Annotated in this window: 20 protein-coding genes; 19 read left to right on the top strand and 1 reads right to left on the bottom strand. The window is 56.3% G+C overall.

Annotation, left to right across the window (positions count from 1 at the left end; translation table 11 throughout):
- Positions 1 to 4 precede the first annotated feature (4 nt).
- From pyrE to rpoZ, 4 genes are all read left to right on the top strand, one after another.
- Positions 5 to 580 carry an orotate phosphoribosyltransferase gene (pyrE, locus tag KGZ89_08280; protein MBS3974845.1) on the top strand — a complete coding sequence of 192 codons (576 nt, stop codon included), beginning with the start codon at positions 5 to 7 and terminating at the stop codon, positions 578 to 580.
- A gap of 130 nt (positions 581 to 710) precedes the next feature.
- Positions 711 to 1,019 carry an integration host factor gene (locus tag KGZ89_08275; protein ID MBS3974844.1) on the top strand — a complete coding sequence of 103 codons (309 nt, stop codon included), beginning with the start codon at positions 711 to 713 and terminating at the stop codon, positions 1,017 to 1,019.
- A 40-nt stretch (positions 1,020 to 1,059) separates the two neighbouring features.
- Positions 1,060 to 1,632 (top strand): guanylate kinase, encoded by a 573-nt coding sequence (gene gmk / locus KGZ89_08270; GenBank protein MBS3974843.1) that lies wholly within the window; start codon positions 1,060 to 1,062, stop codon positions 1,630 to 1,632.
- A 39-nt stretch (positions 1,633 to 1,671) separates the two neighbouring features.
- Positions 1,672 to 1,920: a DNA-directed RNA polymerase subunit omega gene (gene rpoZ, locus KGZ89_08265; GenBank protein MBS3974842.1), complete on the top strand. Its 249-nt coding sequence runs from the start codon at positions 1,672 to 1,674 to the stop codon at positions 1,918 to 1,920.
- Positions 1,921 to 1,944: 24 nt separating this feature from the next.
- Here the strand turns inward: rpoZ and KGZ89_08260 are convergent, their stop codons facing one another.
- Positions 1,945 to 2,481, bottom strand: coding sequence for a ferritin (locus KGZ89_08260; protein ID MBS3974841.1), 537 nt, complete (start codon positions 2,479 to 2,481; stop codon positions 1,945 to 1,947).
- Positions 2,482 to 2,616: 135 nt separating this feature from the next.
- On the opposite strand from KGZ89_08260, the gene KGZ89_08255 reads away from it, so the two are divergent.
- The 15 genes from KGZ89_08255 (at position 2,617) to KGZ89_08185 (ending at position 15,016) form a co-directional block, all read left to right on the top strand.
- Complete coding sequence (locus tag KGZ89_08255) at positions 2,617 to 3,288, top strand: ribulose-phosphate 3-epimerase (protein MBS3974840.1); 672 nt, start codon at positions 2,617 to 2,619, stop codon at positions 3,286 to 3,288.
- A gap of 71 nt (positions 3,289 to 3,359) precedes the next feature.
- The gene (gene ribD, locus KGZ89_08250) at positions 3,360 to 4,472 is read left to right on the top strand and encodes a bifunctional diaminohydroxyphosphoribosylaminopyrimidine deaminase/5-amino-6-(5-phosphoribosylamino)uracil reductase RibD (protein ID MBS3974839.1); all 1,113 of its coding nucleotides are present in this window, start codon (positions 3,360 to 3,362) and stop codon (positions 4,470 to 4,472) included.
- A gap of 31 nt (positions 4,473 to 4,503) precedes the next feature.
- On the top strand, positions 4,504 to 5,172 hold the full coding sequence (locus KGZ89_08245) for a riboflavin synthase (GenBank protein MBS3974838.1): 669 nt from the start codon (positions 4,504 to 4,506) through the stop codon (positions 5,170 to 5,172).
- Positions 5,090 to 6,439 carry a bifunctional 3,4-dihydroxy-2-butanone-4-phosphate synthase/GTP cyclohydrolase II gene (locus tag KGZ89_08240; GenBank protein ID MBS3974837.1) on the top strand — a complete coding sequence of 450 codons (1,350 nt, stop codon included), beginning with the start codon at positions 5,090 to 5,092 and terminating at the stop codon, positions 6,437 to 6,439. The genes KGZ89_08245 and KGZ89_08240 overlap by 83 nt, the downstream gene beginning before the upstream one ends.
- Positions 6,436 to 6,897, top strand: coding sequence for a 6,7-dimethyl-8-ribityllumazine synthase (locus KGZ89_08235; GenBank protein MBS3974836.1), 462 nt, complete (start codon positions 6,436 to 6,438; stop codon positions 6,895 to 6,897). The genes KGZ89_08240 and KGZ89_08235 overlap by 4 nt, the downstream gene beginning before the upstream one ends.
- 352 nt (positions 6,898 to 7,249) lie before the next feature.
- Positions 7,250 to 7,681, top strand: coding sequence for an Rrf2 family transcriptional regulator (locus KGZ89_08230; protein ID MBS3974835.1), 432 nt, complete (start codon positions 7,250 to 7,252; stop codon positions 7,679 to 7,681).
- A 4-nt stretch (positions 7,682 to 7,685) separates the two neighbouring features.
- A complete protein-coding gene (locus KGZ89_08225) occupies positions 7,686 to 8,894 on the top strand; it encodes an aminotransferase class V-fold PLP-dependent enzyme (GenBank protein MBS3974834.1) in 1,209 nt (402 codons plus the stop codon).
- A 69-nt stretch (positions 8,895 to 8,963) separates the two neighbouring features.
- Positions 8,964 to 9,410: an iron-sulfur cluster assembly scaffold protein gene (locus KGZ89_08220; protein MBS3974833.1), complete on the top strand. Its 447-nt coding sequence runs from the start codon at positions 8,964 to 8,966 to the stop codon at positions 9,408 to 9,410.
- Positions 9,411 to 9,412: 2 nt separating this feature from the next.
- A complete protein-coding gene (mnmA, locus tag KGZ89_08215; GenBank protein ID MBS3974832.1) occupies positions 9,413 to 10,462 on the top strand; it encodes a tRNA 2-thiouridine(34) synthase MnmA in 1,050 nt (349 codons plus the stop codon).
- Positions 10,450 to 11,280, top strand: a complete 831-nt coding sequence (locus KGZ89_08210) for a histidinol-phosphatase HisJ family protein (protein MBS3974831.1) — start codon at positions 10,450 to 10,452, stop codon at positions 11,278 to 11,280. The genes mnmA and KGZ89_08210 overlap by 13 nt, the downstream gene beginning before the upstream one ends.
- Positions 11,244 to 12,359: a Nif3-like dinuclear metal center hexameric protein gene (locus KGZ89_08205; protein MBS3974830.1), complete on the top strand. Its 1,116-nt coding sequence runs from the start codon at positions 11,244 to 11,246 to the stop codon at positions 12,357 to 12,359. The genes KGZ89_08210 and KGZ89_08205 overlap by 37 nt, the downstream gene beginning before the upstream one ends.
- Positions 12,356 to 13,111, top strand: coding sequence for a hypothetical protein (locus tag KGZ89_08200; protein MBS3974829.1), 756 nt, complete (start codon positions 12,356 to 12,358; stop codon positions 13,109 to 13,111). The genes KGZ89_08205 and KGZ89_08200 overlap by 4 nt, the downstream gene beginning before the upstream one ends.
- Positions 13,083 to 13,562, top strand: a complete 480-nt coding sequence (locus tag KGZ89_08195) for a ribonuclease HI family protein (protein ID MBS3974828.1) — start codon at positions 13,083 to 13,085, stop codon at positions 13,560 to 13,562. Before KGZ89_08200 ends, KGZ89_08195 begins: the two co-directional genes overlap by 29 nt.
- A 17-nt stretch (positions 13,563 to 13,579) precedes the next feature.
- Positions 13,580 to 13,945: a 6-carboxytetrahydropterin synthase QueD gene (queD, locus tag KGZ89_08190; GenBank protein MBS3974827.1), complete on the top strand. Its 366-nt coding sequence runs from the start codon at positions 13,580 to 13,582 to the stop codon at positions 13,943 to 13,945.
- Between the two features lie 423 nt (positions 13,946 to 14,368).
- A complete protein-coding gene (locus tag KGZ89_08185; protein ID MBS3974826.1) occupies positions 14,369 to 15,016 on the top strand; it encodes a metal-dependent transcriptional regulator in 648 nt (215 codons plus the stop codon).
- The last annotated feature ends 143 nt before the right edge of the window (positions 15,017 to 15,159 follow it).

The raw sequence follows: 15,159 nt of genomic DNA, 5'->3' as shown, positions 1-15,159 counted from the left end.
TGTTATAGGCGAAGACCAGATCAAGGAGCTCTTTTCGAAAACCGGCGCGATACTCTCGGGCCACTTCGTTCTTTCCAGCGGCAGACACTCCGATACCTATGTTCAGTGTGCAAGAGTTTTTGAGGATCCAGAGACCACAATGCAGCTTGCTTCGGCTTTGGCGGAACGGATTTCACCGAAAAAGGTTGATTTGGTCGCAGCGCCAGCCGTCGGTGGAATTATTCTTGGATTTGCGGTTGCCCATATTCTCGGCGTCAGGTTTATATTTAGCGAACGTGAAGCCGGGGTGATGACGTTCAGACGCTCATTCCAGGTGCCTGAAGAGGCCAGAGTACTCGTGGTTGAAGATGTTGTTACTACAGGTGGGAGCGCCGCGGAGGTAGAAACCCTGATTCGCGCCTGCGGGGGGTCTCCGATCGGCGTAGCATCACTTATCGACCGGGGAGGATCCAAGCGTTTTATGGCCGAGAGCTACTCTCTACTTCAACTTGACGTTGAGTCATGGGAGGCCGATTCTTGTTCGCTGTGCGGCGCTGGCGAGCCGATCACATCACCTGGAAGCAGGCGAATAGCCGATTGAGGATTGCTGTTTTCGCACGTCAGGGGTAATGTTATCTCCGAGTTATTGAGTTGTAAGTGTGGGCAAGGTGTGTCTACAATTCAGGTTGTGTAATCAGACCGCCCTGCCTAAATGAGGACGAGGAGGAACTATGGCACTTCCAAAGCTTTCCGACGCGGATCGTCAGGCTGCCCTAAAGAAGGCGGCCGAGGCGCGCCAGAAACGCGCTGAGCTTCGCGCCAAGATCAAGAACGGGGATGTGACTTTCGCCCAGGCGATGGCTCAAGATTCAGATCCGATCGTCGCTCGGATGAAAGTGTCGACCTTGCTCGAGAGCCTTCCGGGCTACGGAAAAGCAAAAGCATCCAAACTCATGGATGAGCTCGATATATCTTCCAATCGTCGCGTTCAGGGACTAGGCGCCCGTCAGCGTGAGCAGCTGATGGCTCGTCTCGGTTAGTAGCAGCTTGCGGGCGGCTAGACTGACGGAATCGAGAATATTGGCCAATCGCGTCGGAAATGTGTTCATAGTTTCTGGTCCTTCGGGCGCGGGTAAAGGGACCCTGGTTCAGGCTTTGAAAGACAGGGTTCCTGATCTTTGGGTTTCGGTCTCGGCGACAACTCGTACTCCACGCGTCGGTGAGTTAGATGGCGTAAGTTATATCTTCCTGTCTCCGGAAGAGTTTCTTCAGCGCAAAGAGGCGGGTGAGTTTCTCGAGTGGGCATGCGTCCACGGGAACTACTATGGAACGCCTCGTGGTCTGATAGACGAAAAGGTCGCCGAGGGCAAGCAGGTGATACTTGAGATCGACCCGCAAGGCGCGCTTCAGGTAAAAAAGGCGATGCCGGACTCGGTCCTAATCTTCATTAAAACGCCCTCCATGGAGGAGCTTGAGAGTCGCCTGAACACCAGAGGCACCGAGAGTCCCGAGCAGATTAAGGTGCGTATCAGGACCGCGATCCTGGAGATGGAGCTTGCCGAAACCTATGATTTCGTGGTAACTAATGACGATGTCAATAGAGCCACTGAGGCGATTGTGCGAATAATTGACGAACATGCCGAGACACCCTGATTAAAACTTCAGGTTCGAAAGGTTGGGTAGATTCAAGCAATGGTAATCAAGCCAGAGATAGATGTTTTGCTCTCCAAGGTTGACTCAAAGTTCACGCTTTGCATATTGGCCGCTCGCCGAGCGCGCCAGATAAACGACATGCTGAATGGCGTGCGCAGTCAAGCGATACTTTCGATGTCGCCGATACAGATCGCCTCTCTGACCAGCGCCAAGCCGCTATCATCAGCTCTCAATGAGATCGCCGATGGCGAGATATCCTATCTGAGAGCGCAAGATAGCTACAAGTAAGTATCGGTTCCTCGACAGCGCCGTTTAGCAGCGAGCGATTCTGCTTGCGGTGCCGTCGAGCGCTATGTGGTCGGCCTCTATTGAGCTTACCGCCGAGAAAACCTCGCGTATCCGCTCGTTTGTCGCCCGCTCTGCCGCCAGGGCATAGAACTTCATCGCTTTTTGCTCTCGTGCGACGGACTCCTCGATATTCGCGCACCAATCTTTAGCTATCTCGCTCGGGATTTTGAGATCCTTGGGTTCACGAACCCCTGCCAGCTTGCAAAAAAGCTCACAGTGCTCGGCCTCGATTTTGGAGAGCCGTTTGTATGCGCTTGCGAGGTGCGGCATCGATCTGTCCGCTCCCATCGCCAGGTAGAATCGGGTGTTGCTTCGTTCGAGCTCAATCGCTTCGAGCAGATCGTTTTGTTCAATCTCGGTGAGATTCACATCGTTGATCGTCTCGGGATACTCCATCAGATCCACCAGATGCTCCTTATGGGCTCCACAGTAAGGGCAGTGCGTGGGTGCGTCCGCACCGAGGTAGCTATCGCCGCAGATGCGGCATCGGTAGATGTTCATCTCTGTCTCCTGTCGTTTTTGGCTCGGCAAAACGATTCTTCCGTGCAGCTTTAATGTAAATGCGCGGAACCATTCAGCGTTCTGTAAAATGGTATACCCAGTAACGCCCATCAAGCCGAAAAGGACTCAAGAGCAATGGCAGAAACGATTCTCATGGCTCCATCTGTGCTGTCTGCTGATTTCACTGCACTTGGCAAGGCCGTGAAAGGTATCTCGGAAGGTGGCGCTGACTTTATCCATGTAGATGTGATGGATGGACACTACGTTCAAAACCTCACCGTTGGTCCTCCGATCGTAAAAGCCTTGAAGCGAATTACAGCTACTCCGCTCGACGTTCATCTGATGATCAGCAACGCGGATTTGACGGTTGGTTGGTATCTGGATGCGGGCGCGGACATGGTGACGGTTCACGTGGAGGCGTGCGATCATCTGCACAGGGTTCTTCATACGATCAGGGCTTCCGGCGCTCGCACGGGAGTCTCCTTGAATCCCGCCACTCCTGTTGAGTCGATCCGAGAGGTCGTCGGAGTCGTGGACATGATCTTGCTGATGAGTGTCAACCCTGGGTTTGGCGGACAATCGTTCATCCCTCGTACCCTGGACAAGATTCGGGCATTGGTCAGGCTTTGCGCCGAGGAAGGCGCTACTCCCATAATCCAGGTCGATGGCGGCATAGATGCGCGTACCGCGCCTCTCGTCGCTCAGGCCGGAGCAAGGTGCCTGGTGGCCGGAAACGCGGTTTTCTGTCAGGAAGACCCGGTTTTAGCTATGAATGAAATTCGCGCTGCTGCCCTATCGGCGATCTGATCGATCGCATATTCGGCGATGGCGCCGCTCCTGCAGCTGTCAGCAGGATAGAAGAGAGGTGTTTCTCGGCGTTGCGTTTACTTACCGACGATTCGCAGTTGATCTCCGATCCATTTATGCGCAGGGCGTATGAGCTTGCCAAGCTCGGGGCAGGCCTCACTTCGCCCAATCCGATGGTTGGTTGCGTGATCGTGCGCGAAGGCGAGATCGTTGGCGAGGGGTACCACGCCGGCGCAGGCAAGCCTCACGCTGAGGCGGTGGCACTCGAGCAGGCAGGTGCCAGGGCGGCTGGTGCGATTGCGTACGTGACACTGGAGCCGTGCGCGCACTATGGGTTGACGCCTCCGTGCACCGAGGCGCTGATAGCAGCGGGGATATCCACTGTCGTTGCCGGCATGAAAGACCCCAACCCAAAAGCTCGGGGCGGTTGTAAGTTTCTGCGCGACAATGGAGTGGAGGTGAGTTTCGCTTCCGAACCCGCCCCATTCGAGCGACTGAATGAGGAGTGGCTGCACCATCTGCGCACAGGATTGCCCTTCACGAGAGTGAAGGTTGCACTGTCTTTGGATGGAAAGATCACCTCTGCTCCCGGCAAGCGATGCTCTGTTTCGGGCGAAGGCGGTGCGGAGATCACGATGACACTGCGCTCCAGAGCCGATGCGGTGTTAGTCGGTGCTTCAACCGCGGCCACAGATAATCCCGCGCTTACCGTTCGCGACGCTACAGGCGCATTAGCATCTCGGCAACCGGCCCGGGCGATCCTTTGCACGCGAAACTTGCCTAAGGTGGACATGCTTACTGATGGCGCGGGCAAGGTTTTGATCCTGGTTGAGTCTTGTGCGACAGTCGACGAGTTTCCTGAGTGTGCGACGCTGGTACGCTATGATACTGCTGGCGGCGTGATATCTGCGCTGAAGGCGTTGTCCGAGTTCGATGTCAGAAGCCTTCTGGTTGAAGCTGGCTCGAGGCTTTTTTCGGCCCTGTGGCAAGGCGGGCTCATAGATGAGCTCGTTGTTGTTCACGCAGGTGGAGTGTTTGGTGCGTCGGCGCCCTCTCTGTATACGGGCGCAGGCCAGTTTGAGAACAACCGCCTCGAAGCTCGCATGCGCGCGGTGGAAGCAGGTATCGCTGGCGGCGATGCAGTTACGGTTTGGCGGCGCGCGGAAGATATCTGCGAGCAGTAAAGTCACGGCTTTTTGAAAGAGGTAGCGACAGATGTTTACTGGCATGATTGAGTCCGAGGGAATCATCACCCGGGCTGAGCGCGTCGGAAGTGGAATGCGCCTGGAGGTCTACGCCCCGGAATTCGGCCGGGACATGGCGATAGGTGATTCCATAGCCGTCGATGGTGCTTGCTTGACGGTAATAAAGTTCATCAGAGGCGCTTTTCTTGCCGATGTAAGCGAGGAAACGATGCGGATGACGACTTTGGGGACTCTTCGCCAGGGCCGTAAGGTAAACCTTGAACGCGCATTGCGGTTTTCCGATCGTCTCGGCGGCCACTTTGTGACCGGCCATATCGATGGGACTGGATCACTGTTGATGCGGCACCCTGCCGGAAACTCCACGATCTACCAGTTCTCGGCGCCTGAAAAACTGCTGGATTACATCGTGTCCAAAGGATCGATCGCAGTAGACGGCATCTCTTTGACGATAGCGGATACGCGCGATGATAGCTTTGCCTGCGCGGTCATCCCGCACACCGAGAAAGCCACAACGCTAAAGGACAAGGCGATCGGTGCTGCGGTGAATCTTGAGGTTGATATGCTCGCCAAGTACGTGGAGAGGTTTGTGGGGCACTATGTCGGCGCGGACGAGGGCGCTTCCAGGCCAGCCCGCCGCGGTCTTGGTGATCTGTTGCGCGAATTTACAGAAGGCAGGTAGTTTGAAAGTGGAAGAGAGAGCTTCCGGCGAGACACCGTTTTCAACGATCTCCAGCGCAGTTGAGCGCATCGCCGCGGGCCAAATGGTCATAGTCGTCGACGATGAGGGCCGGGAGAACGAGGGCGACCTTGTGATGGCCGCCGAGAAAGTGACACCGGAGGCGATAAACTTTATGGCTTCCTATGGTCGCGGATTGATTTGCATGCCGATGACGGCCGAGCGTTTGCAGTTTTTGCGGATTCCGCCGATGACCAACGACAACACCTCCGCCTACGACACGGCATTTCATGTCTCGATCGGAGCCAAGGGCCTTATTACAACCGGGATTTCGGCTCATGACAGAGCGATGACTATAGCTGTCGCCGCTAACCCGGACTCTGGTCCGCAAGACATTTCGATGCCGGGACACGTCTTCCCATTACGAGCGAAGGCTGGAGGTGTGCTTGAGCGGGCCGGCCATACCGAGGCCTCCTTAGATCTGGTGCGCCTGGCGGGGCTTACTCCGGCCGCTGTGATATGCGAGATTATGAGTGAAGACGGAGCGATGGCGCGTCGACCTGAGCTCGAGCGATTCGCTCGTGAGCATGATATGCCGATCGTAACCGTAGCTGACCTGATTCGCTACAGGCACGCGACCGAGCGGCTTGTAAAGCGCATCTCACAGGTTCAGATGCCTACGCGGTTCGGAGAGTTCGTTTTGTATGGCTATTCGTCGATGATCGATAACTCGACTCACCTTGCCTTTGTGGCCGGCAATCCAGCAGGGAAGAAAGACGTGCTCGTCCGGGTACACTCGGAGTGTCTTACCGGCGATATCTTCGGCTCCCTGCGTTGTGATTGTGGACCTCAACTTGCCGAGGCGCTCAGGCGCATCCAGGAAGAGGGCGAGGGAGTTGTTTTGTATGTTCTGGGACATGAAGGTCGCGGCATCGGGTTGGCCAACAAGCTTGCCGCCTACGAGCTGCAGGAGCGGGGATGCGATACTGTTGAAGCCAATGAGTCACTGGGTTTTGCACCGGACCTGCGCGACTATGGTATTGGAGCTCAGATATTGGCCGATCTCGACCTTACCTCCATGCGACTTATGACAAACAATCCGACGAAGATAATCGGCCTTGAAGGGTATGGCCTGATAGTGAGCGAGCAGGTTCCACTGGAGGTGCCCGCATGCCCTCAAAACATTGCGTATCTAAAAACGAAGCGTGAGAGGCTAGAGCACAGATTGCGACTTGAAGATCCGGACGTGAGTGAAGGAGAGACCAGATGAGAGTCTTCGAAGGTGATTTGATCGGCACGAATCTTCGGATGGGGATAGTGATAAGCAGGTTCAATGAGCTGCTCTCTTCCAGGCTGCTCGGTGGCGCTACCGACGCGCTTTCCCGCCATGGCGTCGATATGGATCTCGTAGAGGTCGCCTGGGTTCCCGGTGCGTTTGAGATTCCGTTGCTGGCCAAAAAGATGGCGGACTCGGGCAGGTATGACGCTGTCATTACGCTAGGAGTCATAATTCGTGGCTCCACCCCGCACTTCGAGTATGTAGCAGCCGAGGCCAGCAAGGGTGTCGCGAAAATATCGGTTGACTCCGGTGTGCCGGTGATATTTGGGCTCATAACTGCCGATACCATCGAACAAGCGGTAGAGCGAAGTGGGACGAAAGCCGGAAACAAAGGTTGGGACGCCGCCGTATCCGCTATCGAGATGGCAAATCTGCTCAAATCGGTTTAGCTGAAAAAGCGAGAAAGCCCCGGCCCTTCCGGGCTACGAGACTTTCTCAGTCGAATCCAGCGGGTTCTTGCCACCCTGTGGCTATCAACCATGGATCGGTTTAGAGTGTTGCCCGCCTCGAGAAGCGGATGTACAAACTATCACGGCACCAGAGTCCGTACAAGAGAAAAAGTGTTCGATTCGACGAGCGGTCATGTTTTTCGTAGCAGTGGTACTCGCTTGAAGGCAACTGGTCGAATATGACGGTTGTGGCGTTTTTTCTTCAGTCGCTCAAAGCCTCTTGACAATCGCTTCTGTCGGGGAATAATAAATCATACGAATTTAGTCATGATTCTTCAGCGATTGGCGATAGATGCGATTGACTGCAAGAAGCGAGTATGGACTGCTCGCTATGGTAGAGATAGCCGCCTCTGGTACGCGCCCTGTCAGCGCGCGGCTCATCTCCGAGCATCAAAACATCCCGATAAAGTTCCTGGAGCAGCTGCTTGTGGCCCTGCGTCGAGCCGATCTGGTCACCGCGATTCGTGGAGCTCGAGGTGGCTTTGTTTTGGCGGGCGCCTCCTCGGCGATCACGGTGCTCGATATCGTTGAGGCCCTTGAGGGTCCTATGGTTGCCCCGAGATGTGAATCCGACCGCGGCGCCACATGCGGCAGGGCGGGCCACTGTGCCGCCGCTGTCGTATGGCATCGGGCGACCGAGGCGCTAAAGGCCGTGTTCGCGGATACAACCTTGGCTGAGCTAGTGACCTATCAGCATGAAATCGATGAGACGAAGGTTCAATAAATCAATGGAAGCGGCCTTGAAGGACTCAGACACTCAGCGATTTGTCTATATGGACTACGCGGCGACCACTCCGGTTGACTCCCGCGTGCTCGAGACTATGCTCCCGTATCTGTCGGAGCGATTCGGGAATCCGAACTCCATGTATGCGCTCGGTCGCCAAGCGTATCGTGCGATGGAGGAGGCACGTGAGAAGGTCGCGCACCTCATCGGCGCGGCCAGTGCAAATGAAGTCATCTTCACAGGTTCGGGAACCGAGTCTGACAACGCTCTTCTGCTCGGTATCGCGGCCCGCGCCAAGCCTGACCGCAAGCACGTTATCGTCTCTGCCTTTGAGCACCACGCGGTTTTAGAGCCGGCGCATACGCTTGAGAAGCGCGGATTCGAGGTTACCTACCTTCGGCCACGCATCGATGGTGTGATAGCACTCGATGATCTCCAGGCCGCTCTGCGCGATGACACGGCTTTGGTCTCCGTGATGCACGGCAACAACGAGATAGGAACCGTGCAGCCCATCCGTGAGTTAGCGGCTGCCGCTCATGAACGCGGGGCCTATATGCACACCGATGCGGCGCAGACTCTGGGGAAGGTTCCCTTTGATGTTGCCGATATGGGCATCGATGCCGCCAGTTTTTCCGGGCACAAAATCTACGCTCCCAAGGGGATTGGCGTCATGTACCTGAAAAGGGGTACTCCTTTCGAACCGCTGCTGAAAGGTGGCGGCCAGGAGTATAAAAAGCGTAGTGGCACCCAAAATGTTGCAGGCGCGGTTGGATTTGCCACCGCCTTGCAGCTCATGATCGAGGATCTGCCGGCCGAGGCGAAAAGACTTAGTGCGCTGCGGGACCGACTGGCACAAGGCGTGCTCAACGGAATCGAGAACACGGAGATGACCTCCTCGGCGCTAGAGAGGCTGCCCAACATCGTCAGCTTGTTGATAAAGGGCGTTGAAGGAGAAGCGATGCTGTTGCAGCTTGACGGTAAAGGCATCGCGGTTTCCACCGGATCCGCGTGTAGCAGCGGCTCGCTGGAGCCAAGTCACGTGTTGCTATCCATAGGCTGTCCGCCCGAGGTAGCCCATGGCTCATTGCGTGTTTCACTCGGTAGGTATTCGAGCGAAGAAGACGTGGAGTACTTCCTCCAGACGCTTCCGCCCATAGTGGAGCGTCTTCGCGCGATGTCTCCGGTTTATGCGAAGATGTTTGGTTCAGCGTAAGGTCAGGCAGTGTGATTCGCCCTTTTGGCGAGCGATTGGAGAAATGCGGTGCTATACAGCGACAAAGTGATGGACCACTTCAACAATCCCCGCAATGTCGGGGTACTCGATGATCCGGACGGGGTTGGCGAGGTCGGCAATCCTGTATGTGGCGACATGATGAAGATCACGATAAAGGTCGAAAAAGACACGATTGACGACATTCGGTTTCAGACCTTAGGGTGCGGTGCGGCTATCGCCACATCTTCGATAGTTACCGAGATGGCGCGCGGCATGACGTTGGAGCAGGCGGTCGCGATCACGAAGAAGCAGGTTGCCGATGAGCTGGGCGGATTGCCACCCGCCAAGATGCACTGTAGTGTGCTTGCCACCGACGGCCTGAAATCGGCGGTCGATGATTACTTGACGCGAAACGGCCGGATGCCCATATCCGGAGGACTTGAGCACGACGATCCTGATTTCGATCCGCACGGCCATGTGGACGAGGATGCTTGCGAGGTAGGAGACAAGGCCTGATCATGCGGGTTTTTGTGGCGATGAGCGGCGGCGTCGATTCTTCGGTGGCCGCCGCGTTACTTGTCGAGGCCGGCCATGATGTCACAGGGGTCACAATGCAGCTGCTGCCGGAGGGTGACGATGTCGGTCAATGTTGCGGCCTGGACGCTGTCCGCTCGGCTAGGCGCGTTTGCGACGCGCTGGAGATTCCGCACTACACATTGAACTTCCGCGACGTATTTCAGGAGCGCGTCATCAAGCCCTTTATCAGCGCCTACGCCGAGGGGAAAACGCCGAATCCGTGCATCGAGTGCAACGATCGCGTGAAGTTTTCGGATCTTTTGGCCCGTGTGACGGCTCAGGGCGCGGATGCTTTGGCGACTGGCCACTACGCCGGAATAGTTCGGGACACCGATGGCCTGCCGCTGGTCGAACGAGGAGCGGATGCGACCAAAGACCAGTCCTATTTCCTCTATCGCCTCGATCGCCCGGCTATAGATCGTGTCATGTTTCCCTTGGGGCGCCTACTCAAATCCGAGGTCAGGGCGAAAGCCGCCGCACTCGGCCTGCCAGCCGCTACCCGTGCGGACTCTCAAGAGATATGTTTCGTCCCTAAGCAAGGAACCGGAAGCTTCATCAAGGGTTTTGCTCCAGAGGCCGTGAAACCCGGACCTATCCTGGACACCTCAGGCAGACAGATCGGCACACACCGAGGGATTGGACTTTACACCTTGGGCCAGCGCAAGGGCCTTGGGGTTTCCTCGGCATATCCGCTCTATGTCAACCGGATCGACCCCGATGCCAACTGCCTGGTGGTCGGCACAAAAAAAGATATGCTACGCCGAGAAGTGCGGCTGGTAAACACGCTCTGGCGTCTTGCAGCCGGTTCTGCCAATGTTGAAGTGCAAACGCGTTACAGGGCGCAACCTGTGCCAGCTGTGGCGAGTGTCACCGGATCGGGAATCACCGTCGTCTTCGACGAACCTGTGCCGGTGGTTGCACCAGGTCAAGCCGTTGTTTGCTATCAGCGCAACCGAGTCGTTGCCGGAGGAGTTGCCGAATGCGAGAGATGATCGATTGCCACGTCCACACCGCGCGCTGCGGTCACGCGAAAGGCTCCGCTGTCGAGTACGTTGAGGCGGCCATCGAGAAGGGTATTGCAACGCTTGTGTTTACCGAGCATCTTCCGCTTCCCGATGACCTTGACCCGGATCGCCGACTAAGCCTTCCGCCTGGTGAGCTCGAAGAGTACGCGAGCGAGGTTCTTGCGCTTGCCGAAAGCTACAGGGAGATACAGGTGGTTCTCGGCGCTGAAGTGGATTGGCTTGAAGATCGGCAGGAGTACATGCTGGAGATGATCGATCGAGCCCGCGGACTTGGCCTCGCCTACCTTTTGGGCTCCGTGCACTTTCTCGGCGGTTGGGCCTTTGACAGTCCGCATGAGCTTGAGCGTTGGGGTGAGGTTGCAGTCGATGACGTCTACGAGCGTTACTTCTCCCAGTGGTGCGCCGCGGCCTCGAGCGGTTTGTTCGACTGCATGGCGCATCCCGATCTGCCGAAAAAGTTTGGGCACAGGCCGACTCGGGATGCCGACGCCTGGTATGAGAGCGCCGCTTCATGTGCGGCTCTCGGCGGGACGGCGATAGAGGTAAGCACGGCAGGAATTCGCAAACCGGTGGGGGAGATATATCCCGCTCCACCGATGCTCTCGGCGTTTTTCAGTGCCGGTGTCGAGGCCACCGTGGGATCAGATGCTCATGAACCCGCCGAGGTAGGGTACGGGCTCTCGCAGGCGTATGCCGCTTTGACCGACGCAGGTTACACTTACGCGGTTTGTCCGAATGGAGGAGGAAAGTGGCGAAAGGTGATGCTCGACATCAGCCGAGGGTAGTTGACGTTCTTCGCGCTATCGAGGACGCGTTTCCCTCGCATTGGGCCGAGTCCTGGGACAAGGTGGGGTTGTTGTGTGGCGATCCAGACGCGCCGGCAAGCGGCGTTCATGTGTGCCTGGATCCCTCGGTTAGCGCCCTTGAGCAGGCTATATCAGCGGGCGCGAATGTGCTTGCGACTCATCACCCCTTGCTTTTGCAGCCGGAGATGCCGATTTCTGGTGGGCGATCTTACGAAATCGTCCGAGCCGCGATAGAGGCCAACATCTCGATAATCGCCGCGCACACGAATCTGGATCGCGCACCAAAGGGAGCATCGGCACTGGCGGACGCAATCGGGGTGCCGTCAGGCGAACCACTCGAACGTTCATATATGCCGATGGTGATGGTGACGGTGTATGTCCCCGCCGAGTCGGCCGTGAGCCTCAGAGAGGCAATGGCCAAAGCTGGCGCGGGGCGCATAGGAGCCTACCAGGGCTGCTCGTTTTCTGTCGACGGCACAGGCAGATTTATGCCGATGGCGGAGTCGAACCCGTATATCGGCGCCTCCGGTCAGGAGAGCTCTGTTCCCGAGCAGCGGATCGAAGCCGTTTGCGCTCCAGCTGCCGTTGACGGGGTCGTCTCGGCGATAAGGACGTCGCACCCGTACGAGGAGCCGCTGGTGACTTTGACTGAGATGCGAATCCCAAGGAGCGCGGCACGCCTAGGCAGAGTGTGCACTATTCCCTCCACTACACTCGCGTCCCTGGCCGAGCAGGTAGCATCGAAGTTGGATTGCGCGCCTCGCATCTGGGGCGATCCTTTGGCGAGAGTGTCGAAGGTCGCCACGGCGAGTGGCTCGGCGGGATCGTTGATTCCCGACGCGCTCGCCGCCGATGCCGACGTGCTCATAGCGGGCGAAGTACGGTATCATGACGCGTTGGACGCTGTAGCCCAACATCTTTGTGTGATAGAGATCGGTCACGATATTAGCGAGTGGCCTTTGGTGCACGTCTTGGCAGACGCGATTCGAAACACCCCCGGGCTTTCGCGGGAGCGCGTCACGGTGGGCAGGCCCGAACGAAAGTGGTGGACGTTTTGACAAGAAGAGATATGCACGATATCGGCCTGACTCTTATCAGGCTCCAGGATTTGGATTCCGGGATCATGCGATTGCGCAAGCGCCTTGATGAGATGCCTGAGATGCACGCAGTTGTTCAGACCAGAGCAAAGAAGCGGCAGGTCGAGTCGCTAAAGGTCAAGTCGAAAGAGCTGCTCTCCCGGTTTGAGCGCGAGGTGGCCAGGATAGATGACGAGTGCTCAGGCCTAAGAGAGAAGATAGATGCCGAGCAGCGCAAGATAATGTCTGGCGAGGTGACCAATCCAAAGGAACTGCTCAACATCACCCGTGAGATGGATGCCCTCAGAAGGCGCCGCGAGAAGCTTGAGATGGAGCAGGTAAGCCTGATGGAGCGCGCCGAAAAGGCCAAGCAGCAGCTGGATCAGGTGCAAGAGGCTCTCCAAAAACTTGAATCCAGGGAAGAACAGCTAATTGAGGTGTTCAAGAAGGTCGGCGGAGAGCTTCAGGTAGATATCGCCGAGCAGCTGCAGGAGCGAGATAAAACATTGGCCGAGTTGCCGGAGGACCTCGGCGTTAAATATGAGTCACTGAAAGAGGCCAAAGACCAACTCGCAGTCGGACAGTTGCAGGGGGAGACGTGCACTGCTTGCAGGATGTCACTGCCCGCTGATGCCGTTCGGGTACTACTGGCGGGCTCCGCGGTCGGAGTCTGCCCGGCTTGCCGCCGGATGCTGGTCGTTATCGATGCCGGAGACGGAGAACCAGTTGCATAAGGCTCTCCTCAAATCGGACGGCGGAGCCAGGGGTAATCCGGGACCTGCCGGCGTTGGCTTCGTTCTCTTTGCCGATGACGGTTCTATAGAGTACTCTGGCGGCCGCTACCTCGGCGAGGCCACCAACAATATCGCCGAGTATGAGGCTCTGATCTGGGGACTTGAGGTGGCCCATTTCGCAGGCGTCACGCAGATTACTGCTTGTGCCGACAGTGAACTTGTGGTCAAGCAGATCAACGGAGAGTATCGAGTCAAGCATGCTAATCTCAAGCCGCTGCACCAAAAGGCGCGTGCTTTGTTACAGAAGTTCGAATCTTTTCGCGTGATCTATATACCTCGCGAGCAGAACAAAGAAGCAGACTTTTTGGTCAACGAAGCGATAGATGCCCGGGGCGAGGTTGGCAACGCACCTTCATCGAATGAGGTTTCTGTAAGCGACACGTTGTTTTAGCAGAAGGGGAAGGCAACTTGTACGAGCTGACCGTCAAGTCCCATTTCGACGCCGCACATGTGCTCAGTGGTTATCCGGGCGAGTGTAGCTTACTTCACGGCCACACCTGGGACATAGAGGTGACTGTGGCAGGAGAGACGCTCGATGAAATCGGGATCGTCTATGACTTCAAGCAACTCAAGAGCGATCTTGCGCAAGTCCTTGCGAGTTACGATCACGTTTACCTAAATGACGTCGAGCCGTTCAATACACTAAATCCGACTGCGGAAAATCTGGCGAGGGTGATCTTCGAGGCCCTATCGGCGACAGTGGACCGAAGAGTTAGCGTCAAAGAGGTAGTGGTGTGGGAATCGCCTGTGGCCAAGATCGTGTACAGACCCTAGCTTGGCAAAAGAGACGCCCCAAGAAACCTCGCTCTAGGAGTAAGTACTAGGCAACTTCCCATTTCTTTCCTTTGGGTGATCAATCCTTCGAGCCAACTCACGCGTGCTCGCAATCATGAACCTCCGCCGGCAGCTACTGGTACACTGCTTTTCCCTATACTTCGAGTCCAACCTCTTGGGGCATGTATCACCTTACTTTGTTGCGAATCGTCGGTCAAGGGGTTTTTTGGAAATATTCAATATACGTGATTAGCGGTAGAAAATAAGCGACCAACGGATTATAAGAGCTGAAATCCGGATCATCGGCTATTTTAGGCGAATTTCTGCGTGGGGTTGATAGCGCACGCTTTCCGGGGGTGTTAGAATGACCTAACAAAAAGCATTTCCCGAGCCATTCCCCCCACTGAAGGTGTGGAGGTTGTGATGTCCACAGCGACTCTCGAAGAGTATCTGGAAGCGATATACAAGATATCTGAAAACGGAGTGACCCGACCGACAAAGATCGCGGCTGCTATGGGAGTTTCCGGCCCTACGGTCACAGCCACACTGAAGCGACTTGAGTCGAGGGGGCTTATTACCCGCAGCGGCGGCAAGGTTTCACTGTCCGCGCAGGGTCAGGTCTTGGCGTTGGACATCATACGCCGCCACAGGATATCCGAGCGCTTTCTCGTCGACATACTCGGGATGTCGTGGGACGAGGCTCATGAAGATGCGTGCAGATTGGAGCACGCGCTATCTTCCAGAGTCCTTGAAAGGCTCGAAAAGTTTTTGGACAATCCCGACTCCTGTCCGCATGGACATCCCATTCCCACCGCCGAGGGACATGTCAGTTTGATCGAGGCTACTCCACTTGGGGATCATGAGCCTGGAGCCAGCCTGCTTATCTCAAGGGTAACCGAGGAGGATGAGGCCATGTTGGCCTACCTCGGGTCGATGAATATGTATCCGGGTAGCCAGGTACTCATCCGCGAGGTAGCACCTTTCTTTGGACCTATCACAATAGAGGTAGATGGTGTAACTCATGTCATCGGACGGGAAGTGGCCAACAGTGTGTTTGTGGTTAAATATTAGCGCAATCTGCAACAGCTAGACGAAAGCGAAGCGCATGCGTGACACAAAACTTGTCAGGTCTTTTGGAGTTCGGACGCTGATGCTGATGATTTTGATGGTCAGTGCTTTAGGGTTGGCGCTGTCCTGGCGAGTCGAGCAGGTTT

Source organism: Actinomycetota bacterium, from assembly GCA_018334075.1.
Classification (GTDB): Bacteria; Actinomycetota; Coriobacteriia; order Anaerosomatales; family UBA912; genus JAGXSC01.
The sequence above is the reverse complement of the archived record's forward strand: the minus strand, read 5'-3'. Positions and strand labels throughout refer to the sequence as shown.